Annotated in this window: 15 protein-coding genes; 8 read left to right on the forward strand and 7 right to left on the reverse strand. The window is 46.5% G+C overall.

The window, feature by feature from the left end:
- The first annotated feature begins 14 nt into the window (after positions 1–14).
- The 6 genes from SO_RS07755 to SO_RS07780 all read left to right on the forward strand — a co-directional run bounded on the left by SO_RS07755 (position 15) and on the right by SO_RS07780 (position 6274).
- Positions 15–788, forward strand: a complete 774-nt coding sequence (locus SO_RS07755; protein WP_011071830.1) for an enoyl-CoA hydratase — start codon at positions 15–17, stop codon at positions 786–788.
- The gene (locus SO_RS07760; protein ID WP_011071831.1) at positions 788–1939 is read left to right on the forward strand and encodes an enoyl-CoA hydratase/isomerase family protein; all 1152 of its coding nucleotides are present in this window, start codon (positions 788–790) and stop codon (positions 1937–1939) included. Before SO_RS07755 ends, SO_RS07760 begins: the two co-directional genes overlap by 1 nt.
- An 83-nt stretch (positions 1940–2022) precedes the next feature.
- The gene (gene mmsB, locus SO_RS07765; protein WP_011071832.1) at positions 2023–2925 is read left to right on the forward strand and encodes a 3-hydroxyisobutyrate dehydrogenase; all 903 of its coding nucleotides are present in this window, start codon (positions 2023–2025) and stop codon (positions 2923–2925) included.
- Positions 2926–2949: 24 nt separating this feature from the next.
- Positions 2950–3708 carry an SDR family oxidoreductase gene (locus SO_RS07770; RefSeq protein ID WP_011071833.1) on the forward strand — a complete coding sequence of 253 codons (759 nt, stop codon included), beginning with the start codon at positions 2950–2952 and terminating at the stop codon, positions 3706–3708.
- A gap of 207 nt (positions 3709–3915) precedes the next feature.
- Positions 3916–4167: a hypothetical protein gene (locus tag SO_RS07775; RefSeq protein WP_011071834.1), complete on the forward strand. Its 252-nt coding sequence runs from the start codon at positions 3916–3918 to the stop codon at positions 4165–4167.
- A 70-nt stretch (positions 4168–4237) separates the two neighbouring features.
- Positions 4238–6274, forward strand: a complete 2037-nt coding sequence (locus SO_RS07780; protein ID WP_011071835.1) for a S9 family peptidase — start codon at positions 4238–4240, stop codon at positions 6272–6274.
- Between the two features lie 61 nt (positions 6275–6335).
- Here the strand turns inward: SO_RS07780 and SO_RS07785 are convergent, their stop codons facing one another.
- Positions 6336–6725, reverse strand: a complete 390-nt coding sequence (locus SO_RS07785; protein WP_011071836.1) for a Cu(I)-responsive transcriptional regulator — start codon at positions 6723–6725, stop codon at positions 6336–6338.
- Between the two features lie 426 nt (positions 6726–7151).
- Between SO_RS07785 and SO_RS07790 the strand changes: the two genes are divergently transcribed.
- The gene (locus SO_RS07790; protein WP_011071837.1) at positions 7152–9413 is read left to right on the forward strand and encodes a heavy metal translocating P-type ATPase; all 2262 of its coding nucleotides are present in this window, start codon (positions 7152–7154) and stop codon (positions 9411–9413) included.
- Positions 9414–9781: 368 nt separating this feature from the next.
- Positions 9782–11374, forward strand: a complete 1593-nt coding sequence (locus SO_RS07795) for an ABC-F family ATPase (protein ID WP_011071838.1) — start codon at positions 9782–9784, stop codon at positions 11372–11374.
- Between the two features lie 104 nt (positions 11375–11478).
- Here the strand turns inward: SO_RS07795 and SO_RS07800 are convergent, their stop codons facing one another.
- The 6 genes from SO_RS07800 to SO_RS07825 all read right to left on the reverse strand — a co-directional run bounded on the left by SO_RS07800 (position 11479) and on the right by SO_RS07825 (position 19223).
- Positions 11479–12012, reverse strand: a complete 534-nt coding sequence (locus SO_RS07800; RefSeq protein WP_011071839.1) for a lipocalin family protein — start codon at positions 12010–12012, stop codon at positions 11479–11481.
- 34 nt (positions 12013–12046) lie between these two features.
- Positions 12047–12952 (reverse strand): DMT family transporter, encoded by a 906-nt coding sequence (locus SO_RS07805; protein WP_011071840.1) that lies wholly within the window; start codon positions 12950–12952, stop codon positions 12047–12049.
- Positions 12953–13127: 175 nt separating this feature from the next.
- Positions 13128–15812 (reverse strand): FAD-binding protein, encoded by a 2685-nt coding sequence (locus tag SO_RS07810; RefSeq protein WP_011071841.1) that lies wholly within the window; start codon positions 15810–15812, stop codon positions 13128–13130.
- A gap of 57 nt (positions 15813–15869) precedes the next feature.
- Entirely contained in the window at positions 15870–16889 is a 1020-nt protein-coding gene (locus SO_RS07815; RefSeq protein ID WP_011071842.1) for a sensor domain-containing diguanylate cyclase, read from the reverse strand.
- 264 nt (positions 16890–17153) lie between these two features.
- The gene (locus SO_RS07820) at positions 17154–18203 is read right to left on the reverse strand and encodes a transposase (protein WP_011071843.1); all 1050 of its coding nucleotides are present in this window, start codon (positions 18201–18203) and stop codon (positions 17154–17156) included.
- 642 nt (positions 18204–18845) lie between these two features.
- Positions 18846–19223, reverse strand: a complete 378-nt coding sequence (locus SO_RS07825) for a DP-EP family protein (protein ID WP_011071844.1) — start codon at positions 19221–19223, stop codon at positions 18846–18848.
- Between the last annotated feature and the right edge of the window lie 14 nt (positions 19224–19237).

Below are 19237 nucleotides of genomic sequence, written 5' to 3' on the forward strand. Positions count from 1 at the left end.
AGGAGTTGAAACAGATGGACTATTTAGTTGAGCGAATTGAAGGCCATACGGCCATTCTGACCATGAACAATCCGCCGGCCAATACGTGGACCGCCCAAAGTCTACAGGCGCTTAAGGCCAAAGTGCTGGAACTCAATGCCAATAAGGACATTTATGCGCTGGTGTTAACTGGCGAGGGCAACAAGTTTTTCTCCGCGGGCGCCGATTTAAAACTGTTTAGCGACGGTGATAAGGGTAATGCGGCGAGCATGGCAAAACACTTTGGCGAAGCGTTTGAAACCTTAAGCCAGTTCCGCGGCGTGTCGATTGCCGCCATTAACGGTTATGCCATGGGCGGAGGCTTAGAAGTCGCTCTGGCCTGTGATATTCGTATCGCTGAAACCCAAGCCGTGATGGCACTGCCAGAGGCGACGGTTGGCCTGCTGCCCTGCGCGGGCGGGACACAGAATCTCACTGCGCTGGTGGGCGAGGGTTGGGCTAAGCGGATGATTTTATGTGGTGAGCGTGTGAATGCCGCCCAAGCGCTGAATTTGCGTCTAGTCGAGGAAGTTGTCGAAACGGGTGAAGCCTTAAATGCGGCGATAGCTCTTGCAGCCAAAGTGGCCAATCAGAGCCCAAGCAGCGTCACCGCCTGTAAGACACTTATCCAAGCGGGGCGTCAAATGCCCCGTAGCCAAGCCTTACCAATAGAGCATGAACTGTTTGTCGGTTTGTTCGATACTGAAGATCAGGCCGAAGGCGTGAACGCGTTTTTGGAGAAACGTAAAGCTGATTGGAAGAACCGCTAATGACAAACTTAGTAGATAAGGCTGCACACTCGTTCGCCACTCAAAATGTGGTTTTTCAAACTTTAGCCACCGCCTCGGGCAAATTAGTTGGGGTGGTGACGCTCAATGTTGAAAAAGCCCTCAACGCCTTGGATCTTGATATGGTTCGGGCCATGACGGTGCAGCTCAATTTGTGGAAAAAAGATCCGTTAATCGCCTGTGTGGTACTGGATGGCAGCGGAGAAAAGGCGTTTTGTGCGGGTGGCGATGTGCGGGCGTTATATCACGCCTCAGTTGCCGCTAAGGGACAAGTGACTGAGGTCGCTAAAGTATTCTTTGAAGAAGAATATCGTCTCGATTATCTACTGCATACCTATGGTAAACCTGTGCTGGTATGGGGTGATGGCATTGTGATGGGCGGTGGACTCGGCCTGATGGCGGGTGCCAGCCACAAAGTGGTGACAGAAACCTCCCGTATCGCTATGCCAGAAGTCACCATCGGGCTTTATCCCGATGTTGGTGGCAGTTATTTCCTTAATCGTATGCCGGGGAAAATGGGGCTGTTTTTAGGGCTAACGGCCTATCATATGAATGCCGCCGATGCCTGCTATGTTGGCCTTGCCGATCATTATCTAAACCGTGATGACAAAGAATTGATGTTCGATGCCATGGCGACCCTCGATTGGAGTGACTCGCCTGCACTCAATCATCAACGACTCGATACGATGATCAACGAACTGTCTAACCAAGTGGATATTCCTAAGGGCGACAGTGTATTGGCCGAGAGTCAAGAGATGATCGACAGGCTGATGGCAGGGAGTTTAACGGATATCGTCACGCGGATGTCGACCTTAAGCACCGATGAAGCGTGGTTAAGTAAGGCGTGCGCGACCATGTTGGCGGGTAGCCCAATCAGTTGGCATTTGGCGTATATCCAAACCCAGCTAGGCACTAAACTCAGCCTAGCGCAATGTTTTAAATGGGAATTAACCGTTAGCGTCAATGTTTGCGCTAAGGGAGATTTCTGCGAAGGGGTGCGTGCACTGTTGATTGATAAAGACAAACAGCCTAAGTGGCAGTTCGCGGATGTGCAATCTGTACCCAACAGTGTTATTGAGGACATTTTGACCTCACCTTGGGGGGAAGAGCATCCCTTAAGCCAATTAAGCTAAGCCAATCGATGGCAGGTAAAGCAAACGCTTAGCCTGCCATTCTATCTTGAATAAAAAAAACAATAGAACACAGGAGTCATGGCATGAGTACAGTAGCATTTATCGGTTTAGGTAATATGGGCGGCCCAATGGCGGCCAATTTATTAAAAGCGGGCATGACAGTACGTGTGTTCGACTTAGTGCATACGGCCATGCAAACCTTGGCGGAGCAAGGTGCATTAGTGTCAAGCACAGCATGTGGCGCGGCGGCGGGTGCAAACGTGGTGATCACTATGCTGCCCGCAGGTAAGCATGTCAAAAATTTATATTTAGGCAGCGGTAGCGAAAAAGGTCTGCTCGATGTGGTAGCCAGCGATACCTTACTGATTGATTGTTCGACCATTGACGCCCAAAGTGCTCAGCTGGTGGCAACGCAAGCGGCCAAGAATGGGCTCGAGTTTATGGATGCCCCCGTTTCAGGTGGCACTTCTGGCGCAGCAGCGGGTACCTTAACCTTTATTTGCGGTGGTTCGGATACAGCCTTTGAGCGCGCGCAACCTGTACTGAATGCCATGGGCAAAAATATCTTCCATGCGGGTGGTCCAGGCGCTGGGCAAATTGCTAAAATCTGCAATAACATGCTGTTATCTGTGTTGATGGTCGGTACATCTGAAGCGCTGCAAATGGGGATAGACCATGGCCTCGATCCAAAAGTGTTGTCGAACATTATGAAGGTCAGCAGCGGCGGTAACTGGACGCTCGAAAAGTATAACCCTTGTCCAGGCGTGATGGAGAATGTGCCTTCTTCTAAGGGCTATCAGGGTGGTTTTATGGTAGATTTGATGGTTAAAGATCTCGGCCTTTCCTTCGAGGCCGCATTATTGAGCAATTCGAGCACGCCAATGGGAGCTCTTGCTCGCAGTTTGTATGTCAGCCATGCAAGACAAGGCAATGGCCACCGAGATTTCTCCAGTATTTTTGAACAATTTGCTCCACTTAAGAAATAGACATTAAAAACAAGGGATAACCAGATGGATTTAAAAGATAAGGTTGTCGTCATTACTGGCGGCGCGGGTGGTTTAGGCTTAGCGATGGCGCATAATTTTGCGCAGGCGGGTGCTAAGTTGGCGCTTATCGATGTGGATCAAGACAAGCTAGAACGCGCCTGTGCCGATTTAGGCTCATCCACAGAAGTCCAAGGTTATGCGTTAGATATTACTGATGAAGAAGACGTGGTTGCAGGTTTTGCCTACATATTGGAAGATTTTGGCAAAATCAACGTGTTAGTCAATAATGCCGGCATTCTACGTGATGGCATGTTAGTCAAAGCCAAAGACGGCAAGGTGACAGATCGTATGTCATTCGACCAGTTCCAATCGGTGATCAATGTTAACCTTACCGGTACATTCCTCTGTGGCCGTGAAGCGGCTGCCGCAATGATTGAATCGGGACAAGCTGGGGTGATTGTTAACATTTCTAGTCTTGCCAAAGCAGGCAACGTGGGACAATCCAACTATGCGGCCTCCAAAGCGGGTGTGGCGGCGATGTCTGTCGGTTGGGCAAAAGAGCTGGCCCGTTACAATATCCGTAGCGCAGCGGTGGCACCAGGGGTGATTGCGACCGAAATGACGGCTGCAATGAAACCGGAAGCGCTTGAGCGTTTAGAGAAGCTCGTACCCGTTGGCCGTTTGGGTCATGCGGAGGAAATAGCTTCTACCGTACGCTTTATTATTGAAAACGATTACGTAAATGGTCGTGTGTTCGAGGTGGATGGCGGTATCCGCTTATAAAAGATTATCTTATTGATAATCAAGAAAACCGAGCGATTGCTCGGTTTTTTGTTAGGTAAAGATAGCGCTAGTTTTGACACTTTTAGTTCAATGGAATTATGGATGGGAGTTGACATTTAAGGGCAATCCTTCAACAATCGCACTCCACTTTTTTTACATAACTTTACATATAGGGTTGACGTTATGGTGTTGGAGTTGCTTATCTGAATGTCATGGCAGGATAAGGCCCTATGGCTTGAAAAAATCACCAAACGCATGATGTTAATTGTCGGTGCCTTAGGTGTCGTAGTGATCTACGGCGGCTTCTTTTTTCTCCTCTTCAGTGGTCGTTCGGTCGCGGTGATCCCGTGGTTTTTTTTACTTTCGCCTTGGATTTGTATTTATTGTGGCCTGACGCAAGAACAACAGGCTAATGTACTTAAATGGTTTGTTAAAAAAGTTAAAAAAGTTAAAAAATAAGCCCTTAAGGGCATTTGCATCTCTTTCGTTTCGATTTTGGTTTGTTTAGTTTGCAAACTTGGGGAATACAATGGGTTTAGGACGCTATCTTCCATATCTGCTGAGTGCGGCTTTGTTGCTACTCTGCGGATGTGAGCGTACGGATACACATGCTCAACCCGCCAAGGAAAACGGCGAAATTAAAGTTGCCCCCTATGGTAGCTGGCAATCACCTTTGTCTGCGGCTGATGTCTTTAAACAAACCGATGATATTGCAGAATTACAAAGCGTAGGTAATGCGATTTATTTTGCCGAATCGAGTGGGCGCGACCAAGGCAAGGTGGGCATCAAGCGCCTCGACGGCCTTGGTAAAGTCACTCAAGTGGTTTTGCCGGATTTTAATGTTAAATCCACTGTGCATGAATATGGCGGTGCAGCGTTTTTGGGTATAGGCAAGAGCCTCTTTGCCACCAAAATGCAGGATCAGCTGTTTTACCGTTTTGCCCCTAACCAGCCGCCTTTGCCGTTAACCCCCAATGGCACGCGCCATGCTGATTGCGTGGCTTATCCTAAGGGCTCACGAATTATCTGCGTGCGTGAAGATCATCGTCAGGGGGGGGAACCGAAAGCGAGCCTAGTGACCATCAATCTTAACTTTGCTGGTGAAGGCGATACCTTTGTCTCGGGACATGACTTTATCTCTTCCCCGACCATTTCACCCGATAACACCCAACTGGCGTGGATCACATGGGAACATCCTTATATGCCATGGGATAACAGTGTGCTGTGGCTTGGGGAGCTTGACCGCAAAGGCCAATTAAAAAATGTTCGCAAGGTAAGTACACCGGAGGCGTCTTCGGTGGCTCAGCCTTTGTTTGGCCCTGACGGAAAATTATATGTGGTCTCCGATATCAGTAATTGGTGGAACATTTATCGCGTCACTCCAAGTTACACTTTAGAGCCCGTGTTGAGTAAAAATGCCGAGTTTGCGGTGCCCGATTGGCGTTTAGGTAACCATAATTATGCCTTTGAAAATGCAACAACTTTGATTGCTAGTTATGTTGAAGGCAATCGAGCGGCATTACTGCGCATTCACTTAGATTCGGAATTAACTGAATCCCTTGCAATTGATTTTGCAGAGATCACTCAAGTGGTGAAGGGTGAAGACGGTGTTTATTTTGTTGGTGCAAAGGCGACGCCAGAGAAAGGCATTTACCGGGTGGTTGGCCGCGGTACCGAACTTGTGTATGCGCCAGCACTCGCCAATTTAAATCCTAACTATGTGTCACGGGCGATAAATATTGCCTTCGCAACGGGCAAAGACCAGCAGGCCTACGGTTATTTTTATGGTCCCGTCAATCCCAAATACGTGCCGCCCCATGATACCCGTCCGCCGCTGATTGTGATGTTACATGGTGGGCCGACATCACGGGCGAGTTTAGCCTATCGCAGTGAGATCCAATTTTGGACTAGCCGCGGTTTTGCGGTGTTAGATTTAAATTTCCGTGGCAGTAGCGGCTTTGGTCGCGCCTATCGTCAAAGCCTGTATGGTAAATGGGGGGAAAGCGATGTTGAAGATGCGGTCAATGCGGCTAAATACTTAGTGGCTAAGGGATGGGTCGATGCGAATAAGCTGGCCATTCGCGGGATCAGTGCGGGAGGATTGACCGTGATGTCATCCTTAGCTTTTTATAATGTATTCCAAGCGGGTGTAAGCTATGAAGGCATCAGCGATGTTGAACAGCTTGCTAAGAGCACGCATAAATTTGAGTCGGGCTATCTGGATCAATTAATCGGGCCATATCCTGAAAATACAGACAGATACCGTGAGTTATCGCCACTAAATCATTTAGATGGGTTAAATGAGCCGCTGCTGATTTTCCAAAGTTTAAGAAACAAAATTGTCCCTACGTCGCAGTCACGGCAAATTTATGATGCCCTTAAAGCTAAAGGCGTACCGACGGCCTATATCGATTATGGCGATGATTCTGACGAAGGGCGCACCCCTGAACATAAGGCTGCGGGATTAGAAACTGAGTTAGCCTTTTATGGGCAAGTGTTTAAGTTTACTCCAGCGGGTAAATTACCCCCATTAATACTCGATAATATAAGCGCATTAACACCCTAATATTAAAAGCAAAAGCCTACTCTTCAGTAGGCTTTTGTCTTTGGCGTAAGCCAAATGGTGTTTAATGTTGATGATTAAGGCTGTTAATAATGGTGCAGTGGGGCTGCTCACCGCCTTGGCACTCACTCACCATTTGTTGTAACTGGCTGCGTAGATTTTGTAACTTACTGATTTGCAACTCTACATAAGCCAAATGGTTGCGCGTCAGTTGTTTAACATCCTCGGCATTACGGCTGTCGTTATTACGCAAATCGAGTAGGAGTTTACAATCCTCTAGGCTAAAGCCTAAGTCGCGGCATTGGTGTACAAATTTCAGCGATTCAATATCCCGATGGCGATACACCCTGTATCCAGCGTCGTTACGTTCTGCGCAAACGAGGCCGATATCGTGGTAGTAGCGTATGCTTTTAACGCTTAACCCTGTGTGCTTTGCCACTTCGCCTATTTTCATCTTGACCTCGGTTATTATCTGTTTTTTGTTACTAGGGCGTGTTGACGTTTCAGGGTTATTTTTGCAGCAATTTGGCTGGCTTTTATGCAAGGCAAAGTCCGTGCAGTGTAGTTATTCTACATAAACGGACGATAACGCGGCAGAAAAGCCAGCCAAATGCTGCCCGAAGGGTTCGTCTGGCAAGCCCTTGCTCTTACTTTCTGTCATAAGAGCCGCTCGTCATTTGAGTAGAATAACGACACATCATTCCTCGTTTCGCGAGCACGAACTTGCCAGAACGAACAAAATTTAATCTCGAAACGTCAACACGCCCTAAACACTCATGTATACAAGTGTGATACTTGCCACAAAAACACCCTTGACTCTCCCGTGATGGGAGACTTTATCTTAAGCCCAAAGTGTTTAAGTGCAAGTGAGGGATCTTCTATGTCTCAAATAAAACTCTACGTCGCCAATATGAATTGCGCAGGTTGTGTTGCCAAAATTGAAAAGGCCTTTGCGGCCGAGTCGAATGTGAGCGCCCGTATTAATCTGGCCGATAAACAAGTCACAGTGGATGGCAAGATAAGCCCTGATGCAGCGCTCGCTGTGATGGATAAGGCGGGCTTTCCCGCACAGTTGATTGTGGATGCTAAGGCGGCGGCCGAGGAAAAGCGTATCGAAGATGCGGCGGAATATAAATTGCGCATGCGCCAAGCTGTGGCTGCGCTTGCAGTCGGTATCCCGATGATGTTATGGGGATTACTGGGTGGCGAGATGATGATTAATAGCCCCAGCATGCAGCTAGGTTGGGGCATAATGGGTTTAATCACGCTGGCTCTTTTAATCGGAACGGGTCGCCACTTTTATCAGGGTATGTGGCGCGCGCTTAAGGCCAAAACCACCAATATGGATACCTTAATCGTGTTAGGTACCAGCACTGCATGGTTATATTCAATGGTGATGGTACTTATTCCGAGTGCTTTTCCTATGGATACTCGCCATGTGTACTTTGAGGCGAGCGTGATGATCTTAGGCTTAATTAACTTAGGCCATGCCCTTGAATTAAAAGCGCGCGGTAAGACCAGCGAAGCGGTGCAACGTTTACTTGGGCTGCAATCCTCAAGGGCGATTCGTATTGGCGAAAATGGTGATGAAGAGGTTGAGATAAGCCAGCTTAAATTAGGCGATAAACTCAGACTTCGCCCAGGCGACAGGGTTGCCTTAGACGGCGTGGTGGAGTCGGGTCAGTCTCTACTCGATGAGGCCATGTTGACGGGCGAGCCTATTCCTGTGCCTAAGCAGGTGGGCGATAGCCTGAGTGCTGGCACTGTCAATGGTAACGGCAGTTTAGTCTATCGGGTCAGTGCTGGGCAGCGGGATACGCGCCTTGCCAAAATCATTGCGCTGGTACAGGAAGCACAAACCTCTAAGATGCCGATTGGTCGTCTGGCCGATAACATTTCGGCGGTGTTTGTGCCGACAGTCGTCGTCATCGCCTTACTCGCGGCAGCAATTTGGTATCTTGTTGGGCCAGAACCCGCGCTCAGCCATGCTCTTGTGGTGCTCACCAGTGTGCTGATTATTGCCTGCCCTTGTGCCTTAGGCTTGGCGACACCGATGTCTATCATGGTGTCAGTTGGCCGCGCCGCTCAAATGGGCGTATTGGTAAAAAATGGTGAAGCACTGCAAAGCGCCAGCAAGGTCGATTGTGTGGTGCTCGATAAAACTGGCACTGTGACTCAGGGGAAACCCGAAGTCACCGATATCCACTGGCACGGGGAATACGAGCAAGCACTTAGCGCAGATGACAAATCTGCACTACTTGGCGCTATTGCAAGCCTTGAGCAGCATTCGGAACATCCACTGGCGAATGCGATAGTCAGCTATGTTAAGCAAGCATCGATTCCATTACCGGCAACTGAGATTTTTACCAATCATCAAGGAAAGGGCATTGAAGGGCGGGTTAATTACACCGACTATTTGGTTGGTAATCAGGCCTTAATGACAGCTTTTAAGGTGCCGCCTTTAACTGTATTGGCCAATAGCAACGAAACCTCTGAATTGGACGCAACAGCCCACTTTGCCAAACAGGGCAAAACGCCGATTTATGTTGCTGAAGCGGGCAAGTTAGTGGCCACTATCGCCATTGCCGATCCGATAAAAGCCGACGCCAAAGAAGCGATTAGCGCAATACGCTCACAGGGTATCCGTGTGGTGCTGCTGACGGGGGATAATCCACAAACAGCCCAAGCTGTTGCGGAGCAAGTCGGTATCGAGGAAGTCATTGCTGGCGTATTACCTGAGCAAAAGCAGCAGCATATTAAAGCCTTACAACAGCAAGGGCACGTGGTTGCCATGGTCGGTGATGGCATTAACGATGCGCCCGCCTTGATGAGCGCCGATGTCGGGATCGCAATGGGATCGGGCACAGAGGTGGCGATCGAAAGCGCGGATATGACACTGCTGTCCCATCAGCTGATAGTGATTGCTAACTTATTTGCGCTCTCCCGTGCCACCATGACCAATATTAAACAGAACCTATTTGGTGCCTTTATTTACAACAGTATCGGTATTCCAGTCGCGGCTGGGGTGCTGTATCCGCTGACGGGGATGCTGCTAAGTCCTGTGATCGCAGGGGCGGCAATGGCATTGTCTTCCTTAACCGTGGTCACCAATGCGAACCGCTTAAGGCAGCAAAAACTTTAGTGTATTGGTATCGTTTATTCGAACGCGAGTGAGTGGGTACCCCAAAATACGGCCCAGTTAAGTGGGCGGTATTTGGATTGTCTGGCTAAAAATGTAATGTTCATTCAGTTGTCATCCAATAGGATTATCTTGAGTCTTACTTGCAAAAGTGCAGGTTAAATAAACAGTTATCCTTGGGTAAAATGTGTCAGAACAGCTTAAGCATTCGCAGCTAACTGGGCCTTTTTAGTTGATAATTTAGCCCAAACTGCTATAGTGCCACGTTTATTTTTGCCCCTCAGGTTGGACACCTCGGTTTTAGCAAATAGGTTTATACTTAGTTGCCCTGCCAGACGTCCGGCCAACCTAACTCGATTTGGAAGTTCATTTTGATCACTACAGCGAATATCACCATGCAGTTTGGCGCTAAGCCACTGTTTGAAAACATCTCAGTTAAATTTGGCGGCGGTAACCGTTACGGTCTTATCGGTGCGAACGGCTGCGGTAAATCAACCTTCATGAAGATCCTTTGCGGTGATCTAGAGCCGAGCAGCGGTAATGTATCTTTAGACGTCAATGAGCGTCTGGGTAAACTCAGCCAGAACCAATTCGGTTACGAGGAATACACGCTGATTGACACAGTGATCATGGGCCACCGTGAGCTGTGGAAGGTCAAGCAAGAGCGTGACCGTATCTACTCTTTGCCAGAGATGAGCGAAGAAGACGGCATTGCCGTGGCAAACCTTGAAATGGAATTTGCAGAAATGGACGGTTACACCGCCGAATCTCGTGCCGGTGAACTGCTACTTGGCGTAGGTATCGGTATCGAAAGTCATTTCGGTCTAATGTCTGAAATTGCCCCAGGTTTAAAACTGCGGGTGTTATTGGCGCAAGCCCTGTTCTCGGACCCTGATGTACTGCTGCTCGACGAACCCACCAACAACTTGGACATCGACACTATCCGTTGGTTACAGGACGTCTTGAACCAACGCGACAGCACCATGATCATCATTTCGCACGACCGTTACTTCTTAAACTCAGTCTGTACCCATATGGCGGACTTAGACTACGGTGAACTGCGTGTTTACCCAGGTAACTACGACGAATATATGCAAGCTGCGACTCAGGCCCGTGAGCGTCTGCTGGCCGATAACGCCAAGAAGAAAGCACAAATCTCTGAGCTGCAAACCTTCGTGGCGCGCTTCTCTGCCAACGCTTCTAAGGCTAAACAAGCGACTTCGCGTGCGCGTCAAATCGATAAGATCAAGTTGGATGAGGTTAAAGCCTCTAGCCGTGTTAACCCATTCATTCGTTTCGATCAGGAAAAGAAACTGTTCCGTAACGCTTTAGTGGTTGAGAATTTGGCTAAAGGTTACGACACCCCCCTGTTTAAAGACTTAAACCTGATTGTCGAAGTGGGCGAGCGTATCGCTATCCTCGGTGAGAACGGTGTAGGTAAAACCACGCTACTGCGTACTTTAATCCATGATATTCCACAGGATGAAGGCCATATCCAATGGTCTGAAAACAGTAATATCGGTTACTACGCGCAGGATCATGAGTCTGATTTTGAAAACGATATGACCCTCTTCGAGTGGATGAGCCAATGGCGTAAACCTGAAGATGATGACCAAGCGGTGCGTGGTATTTTAGGCCGTATGCTGTTTAGCGCCGACGATATTAAAAAGTCAGTCAAAGTGCTGTCGGGTGGTGAAAAGGGCCGTATGTTATTTGGCAAGCTCATTATGCAAAAGCCAAATATCCTGATGCTCGACGAACCGACTAACCACATGGATATGGAATCGATTGAATCCTTAAACAACGCGCTGGAAAAATACGAAGGCACGCTGTTGTTTGTGAGTCACGACCGCGCATTCGTATCGTCACTGGCAAACCGTATCCTTGAAATCACGCCAAACGGGGTGAATGACTTCAAGGGCACCTACGATGAGTTCCTTGCGAGCAAGGGTATCGAAGGCTAATTACTTGTTTTAATTAGCTTTAAGTGCTCAGATGAAAAACGCCGCTTATTGAGCGGCGTTTTTGTTTATGGAGGTTATCTTCCGTGTTTGTCCGTGGCAATCGGCTATTGCTTTACCTCTGTGGGTTTTTGTTCAACATAAATCAAGCTGTCAGTATCAAACCCTTTGGCTTTGGCCATGTCGACAAATTGCTGGATCACCTCGGGGGATACGGTTGGAGTTCGGGCTAATAGCCATAAATAATCGGTATCTGGTCCAGAGATAAAGGCATATTGATAATTTTGTTGGTCGAGTCCAAACACCACATAGGCGCCATAAAATGGCCCAAAGAAGGAGACTTTTAAGTAAGCTTCGTTCTCTCCATTTACAAAATAGGCTTTACCTTCGGCCTCTTTCCATTGCTGTTTGGCGGCAGAATAGCCCCGATTAATCACTTTAACGCCACCATCGGGCTTAAGGCTGTATTCGGCGGTGACTTGGGTTAATCCGCGCTCGAAGGAGTGGTCAAGCCTCGCAATCTCGTACCATTTGCCTAAATAGCGGTCGAGTTCAAAATCCTTAACGGGTTCGACGTAGTTGGGCATGCCTAGGCAGCCAGTAAGGACTAACACACTGATCATTAAGAGTAGTTTTTTCAAGTGATGCTCCTATGCAACTGATTTAGTCTATCTTTTAGTCATGAGGGCAAACCAATGTTTCTTTTGTACTTTTTAGCGCTTTACGTTGACTCTGCCACCCCTGAGCTATGCCTGCAAGTATAATCAGCGCCACCCCCATCAATTGCTGTGCAGTTAAGGCTTCATTAAACAGCCACCACGCCAGCACGACCACCACAACAGGTTCCACATAGGATAGTGTGCCATAGGTTACCGAGGGCAGTTGGTTTAGGGCTTTTACTGCACATAGAATCGCTAAAAATCCCGGCAAAAATCCAATCGCTAGCAACCAAGTCAACTGATTAAGGCTTGGTACTAATGGCGTCGTTAACATTAAGGGAAGTAAACATAATGCGCCAACACTTAATTGGACCAGTGTGCTTTGGTAGGGTGATACAGCGCTGGGTTTTCGGTTGATTAAGATAAAGCCACTATAGGTGATGAGCGCCAGTATTGCATAAAAATATCCCATAATTTCAGATTGATATAGCGACTGGCTCGAGGTGACGGGCAGCATTAAGATAAAGCCCATTAAGGCAAGGGCCACACTGGCGATACTGAATCGGTTGAGCCTTTCATTAAAGACAAAATGGGCAAAGAGTGACGTCACCACAGGCGCAAGGTAGATAATCATGATCACGGTTGCCATTTGGGTGTATTCAATGGCCTCGATATAAAAAGCCATAAATCCCGCGAGCATAGCACCATTAATCAAGGTGCGTTTACTGGGCCTATGGCGGATCTGGTCTCTTTTACCTGTTAACAGCATATATGCGGTTAAAAACATCGCACCCAGTAATAGCCGATAAAAGGTGATATGTTCAGCGGGCATGGTGGCAAAACGTGCGAATACGCCAATGGTACCCATCAAGCTTGCTGCCAGTATCGCAAGCACTATGGCCTGTGTGGGTGGCGGGGTCATGTATCACCTTTTAATGCAGATAATTCAATGATGAAGGGAGCTGAGTTTGCCTCAAAAACTCAGCCTTATCGAGTGCTATTATCAGTATTTTGTTGGCACGGTGTGCCAATGATTGTTGCTGCCCCTATCGAGCAGAGATTGATGACTTGACTGCGCTAGCAAGTTCAACCGCCTGCTAAATAATCGACTTACGCGAGCGAAAATGATTTAACGGATCTTGGCAATAGCTGGCCTTAACCTGCTGTAACAATGGATAGTTTTTCCCAAAATAACGGGCAGTAGGGATGGTATTATCTTTAAAATTAATAAAGGCGCCTGAACTGTTGGCAATAGTGGCATCGCGGCAGCTGTCAATCCAGTCAAGTGCTCTGTTTACCCGAGTATAAACAGGGTTGGCCTGCATCAGCACTTGTTCCTGTAGTTCGTTGTTCCACCATGCCTGAAACTGAACAATATAGGCGTGGTCTTTAAAGGCAAATGCACTTTGAGTTTTTTTGGCATCACCCAGTGTGCGATAAAAGTCGCCCGTAATCGCGCTTAAGGTAACATAGGTAAATAAACCTAATTGCCTATTATCCTCAATCAGTTGTGATGAGGTTAGGCTTTCAATCAATGCAATATGCCCTTGTTTTAATCCCTGTGAATGGGCTAAGCGTGATGTCACCTTATGGGGCGCGGGGCGAAGCAGATCCTGTGCGTGTTGGCGCTGGTTTTTGTAGAGTTGTATATCCTTATCGTTAATCAGTTCCGTCATTCTATGGTTCAAGATGGGTTGTAAATCCTGAATGGTTTCGCGATTCCAGCTTTCCATTAATTCATCGCCATAGGCTTGCGTTAAGCCGCCCATGGCATCAATTTGTACTCTGCTTGGCTTTAAACCGACCTCGCTAAATTGGGTTTTGATAAAGTGCGCAAGGCTGGCGGGATTTCCTTCCCAATAGCCATACATAATGCAGTTATGCTTGGCAAACATCGGATCTTCAGTTTCTGGAACACTGCTCGCTAAGGGGCGTTTTTGCTCTTCGACTATTGCGGATTTGGCCTGAATTTTAAGATTCGTGCCCAGCAAACTCGGGTGATTATCGGCCAAAATAAGCTGCTCCCAACGTTCCAATAATCCTAAGGTTGGGGTGGTTTGCTGCAGTTGTTGGCCGTCCTGAAGATAGGGATTCCATTCTAGTTCGAATTTGAGCAGGCTTGGGGGGAGGGCAAAGGTTTGCACAAAAAAACGGGTGACAATACCGTAACTTAAACCGCCTCCACCTTTTAATGCCCAGAGCAATTCGGGTTTATTCGCCGCCGATACAACTTGGGTTTCACCAACGCCTAAGACAATTTCTGCTTGGACTAAGCCTTCGCAGCACATGCCGTATTTGCGACACCAAGGCCCCCAACCGCCTCCCATAATAAAGCCTGCCAACGCATGGGAAGCGCTAGTGCTATGGGGCAACATTAAGCCTTTTTGGGCAAGATAGCTGGTTATGTTTCCTATTGTGCAACCGGGCTCTATAGCCACAATACCACTGATGGGGTCGAGTTCAATGTCGTTCATCAACTCGAGATCGAGCACTATGCTATTGGTTTCGCCACTTTCGCCTTCGTGATCATGGCCGCTGGAGCGCACGCTAATGGCAAGGTGATAGTCAACCGCTGTTTTATAAACGATTTTAACGTCTTGGCGGGTGCGGCATTTAATTATCGCGAGTGGCTTTTTTTGCAAACGGCGATTAAAGAGTTGGCAGGCTTTTTCGTAAGCCAGCATCTGCTGGCCCGTACTCACCCAAAAATCTTGCTCGGCGTAGTATTGGCCATCGGTAATGATATTTTCGCTGGGAATGTGGCTGCGTACCTCGTTAATAAAACGCATAAAATGTGTGACTTGACGGGTAACCACATTTTCACTGATACGAATTTCAGCAGTGAGTCGGCTGGATGTTGATTGGCTTATAAAACAATCAAATTCAAGCTCATTACTCAGTTGTAGCTTAATGTGTGAGCGATTGGGCGTGAGGGATTTTAAAATATCAAAGCTAAGGGTAATGTTGGTACTTTCTTCTGAATGATAATTAACCAGATAAATAAAGTGTGGCCATTGGCCAAAGTTGGACTCAATAATATAGGCGCAACATTCATGAGCGGGAATAATGTGGGGTAACTGTTTTTTAAAGTTGTTAGTATTTAAGTTCTGCTTACTAAAGTTATAGTCGGTGTCGTTAAAAATAATCAGCATGACCTCTTGTCTTGTTGCAAAATTAGGATGAAAATTGGTACTTGGTTTAATTTGATTTTTGGGGTAAATATAAAGGTTGTTATCAGTCAGCGTTATTTGGTGTTGTGGCTGTAAATAATAATCTAAAATTTGATGTTTGGTTAAGCACTGTTCAATAAGGTTGATATTAACTATTTCACCGTCGAATAATGTTGATGTCTCATTTGTAAGCTTTAATTTTCTGTCATCGCTTAGTGGTATTGAATGTTGCTGTAGATGAATTTCTTCACCATCGATATAACAGGTTAATTCATGATATTGATAGGTGATGGATAATAAATGCCAATAGCCATCATTTAAATTTCCTAGAGTTGAAATGGTTTCAATCTGTAACAGTTGGCTATTTACTAGGGTTTCTATATGACCGAGGGCATTGATATTAATTGTAAAGCCTGTGTTATTTGTTTGACTGTAATATTGAAAGACTACACCGCCTTGATGTGTTTTTACCCAAGCTTGAAAGGTAAATACATTTAGTGTTCCTGCATCCTGCACTAAGGTTTTTACCAAATTATGTTTATGTGCAGTCTTTTGAGTCAACTCAGTAGGTTGAGTGCTTAATTGTGCTTGAGTCATTTGGGGCGGTTTCATTGGTAACATCCTTGTTTTATTCCATTTTTTTAAATTATGTCCTGTGCGATAAAAGGCCTATAGCGAGGTATTTATCCGGTCACGCCCATCGGCTTTGGCGCGGTAGAGAGCAGTATCGGCTGCGCATACCATGGCAAGAGAGGTACGGAACTGCCCATTGACTTCACAGGCTATGCCTTGGCTGGCGCTCACTGAGACATAATCCCTGAGGCCTTGGTCAGTAAAGCGAATATTATTAATCCCTTGCTGGATTTTTTGCGCTATGGTGAGCGCCATTTTGGCATTGTGATTGGGCAGGATAAGTGCAAACTCTTCGCCGCCATAACGGGCGGCAAGGCCGATTTCGGTTGGCACTATGCCTGCAATAACTTTGGCTATTTTTCTAAGGCATTCATCACCTTGGATATGGCCAAACTGATCGTTAAACACCTTAAAATAATCTACATCGATAATGACTACGCTGATGGGGCGTAGTTTGGCGGTGCATTCTTCCCAGTGCTGTTGCAGCATTTCATCAAAATAGCGACGGTTAGCCAGTTGTGTGAGTGAATCCGTGGCGGCCAACTTGCGCAGTTTTTGGTTTTCGGCTTTATGGTGAGTTAAATCGTGCATGACCATGACGAACATAGGCTCATGGCCAGGAATATAAGAGATGGATAATTCAACATCTTTGGCCTTACCAGAGGCGCAGATCAGTGTGGTTTCCTGCGCAGGGTGCTGCACGGGTTGACCACAGTTGGTGCCTAGTTGCACATCGTGGCTCAGGAGATTGTCATAGCGCGCTTGATGATGTTCGGTCAAAAAATTGCGCCAATCTTGGCCCTTTAAACTGACCTGTGGGCAATCAAGTAGCTCGGCACTGCGCTGATTGCACGAACGGATAAAGCCGTTGGCATTCACTAAAATCATGGCTTCAGTTAAATGTTGAATAAATAGCTCAATGGTCTCGAGGGAAGAATGCTCGAAAAAGTTCAGCGGTAGCTCAGTATCCTTAAGCTGTTTAGTTGTAGGCAATGCAGCATCATCGACAATGGATAAGGCGGGTTGTTGGCGTGCCAGTTTCGGTGAGTTTGTCATTGTTATCTTTCTCCGTGAACTTTTATCATCTGCGCTAGGCGTTTTTCTGAGGATGACTTTATTCTGGTGGAAGAAAAGATACCTTCTGCTTACCTTCTGATTTAACGTTATGATTTTAAATGCTTTAAATTTTTCCTTCTGAGTCGTTTTGTCTGCGATTAGCTAGCATGGTTAGTTTGGCGCTTGCTTACATCTCGCAAAATTGGGACTAAATAGCCCCCAATCTTAATTAAGACTGAGTCGAATATTTGTTGTTGGGGCAATTTAACGCAGTGTAAGTCCATTAATTTGCTCGGGATGTAGTGCTTGGCTATGGGATTTTCCTCGGCACCATTTGCCACCTTGCTTGTGTTTAAATGCACACATTGCATCCCATCGACCGCTTACACCACTGTACTGGCGACGAAACTCCTTGGCTGAAAGTAACCAGGCATCGGATGCAATCCCTAACTCATTAAGCAACTTAGGTCGTAGGTTATCGATAAAGCCTTTTTTATCATGGCGGATGGCGCGGCCAGTCCAATCGATAAGCTCAAGATAATCGGCAAAATGAAAGGGGATGCCTGTTTGCTGATGGATATGCGTTGCACCCTCAAATTTTGCAAGGGATTTGTGTGGTATTGACAGTGTGTTATCTACGGTGATTTTGGCTAACTTGGGCGCAATACTGTGAGTGTTAAGTGAATTCATACGTTCTTGAATCGATGTAAAATCAGAGGATTGCAAAGAATCGGCAATCCCTGCTCGAATAGGATTTAAATCGACATACATCATACACGCTAGTAATGCTTGCTCATCTAACAGTGCTTGGGATTTAAAACGACCTTCCCAGAAGGCGCCTTTGCACTCATCTTCTCGGTTTGCTTTACGGGCAATCTCTTCATTTAGGCAGCGCATAAACCAAGATATGCTGGATAAACGCTCATGCCATTCGGCAATTAAGGCATCGAGCAACATGCGTTCACCTTCGATTAATGCATCACCATTCATATACTTAGTGGCAATGGCATGGCCTTTAGTGATTTGGCACCAGCGACTGATAATATCTTTTTGCGTTAACGATTTAGCCTTCTCGACGTCAATTTTAAGCACTAAATGATAGTGATTGCTCATCACCGCATAAGCGCAAATATCAATACAAAATATCGCAGACAAGGCTTTGATTTTATCGACAATCCAGCCACGTCGATGCTCATAACTGCGCCCAGTGAGTTTATCTTCACCACACAAAAAAGCCCTTCTGACACAGCGATTAATCACATGATAGAAGGGGGTTGTATTAGCATCGATAAGCATTCTTCTGGCCGAGGTCATAACTCGCTCCAAACAGACAAGGTGAAGATAATTTAAAGACTAGTAGAAGAGGGGACAAAGCACAAAAAGATATGGCTGTCCCCACTTTTTCTGACACAGCGATTTATCACATGATAGAAGGGCGTTGTATTGGCATCGATAAGCATTCTTCTGGCCGAGGTCATTATCCGCTCCAAACTGACGCAATCAAGATAATGTAAGGCTAGTATAAGAGGGGACAAAGTACAGAAAGATATGGCTGTCCCCACTTATTGTATCATCGACAATGGATAAGGCGGGTTGTTGGCGAGCCAGTTTCGGTGAGTTTGTCATTGTTATCTTTCTCCGTGAACTTTTATCATCTGCGCTAGGCGCTTTTCTGAGGATGACTTTATTCTGGCGGAAGAAAAGATACCTTCTGCTTACCTTCTGGCTTAACTTATTGTTTATAAATGAATAAAAAGTTAGCTTCCGAGCGATTTGGGGCAATCTTCACGCCTGTTCGGTGTGATTTGTGTGACGCCTAGGCGAAATAACGCTCAAATTTTGTGAAGAGGAATAGGTAAAACAGGCCTAGTAACTTGCTTTATGGAGTGTTGGATAGGGGGGAAGGGAGTGTGGAGAGGGAAAAGGGGACTGAATAGCAGTCCCCTTTAACTGTGATTAGTTTTGTGGGCGATTGATAATTTGAGGATCTGGACTTAAAACGAGTAATGTATTAGCTGTATTACTTAATACAAATTGGAACTTTGTGGTTCCTGGTGTTTTATCTAAATCGACTAGTTGTACTAACATGCCATCGCTACTAATGGTAACCGCATCGATAATGCCATCAAATGGGGTCACAAAGCCTACACCGACAAATTTTAAACCTTTAAGGGTTTGATCATTGAGTAAGTAAGTTATTGTGCCAGCTTGAGTGACGGTGATATCACCTTGGCACACTTGACCATTGGCATCGGTATAAATAAATACGGGCTCACCATTTTCTAGGGTTACATTGACTTTTATAAATTGAGCTAAGCCTTGTGGTGCAAACATATGAACTTCCTTTT

Source organism: Shewanella oneidensis MR-1, from assembly GCF_000146165.2.
Lineage (GTDB): Bacteria > Pseudomonadota > Gammaproteobacteria > Enterobacterales > Shewanellaceae > Shewanella > Shewanella oneidensis.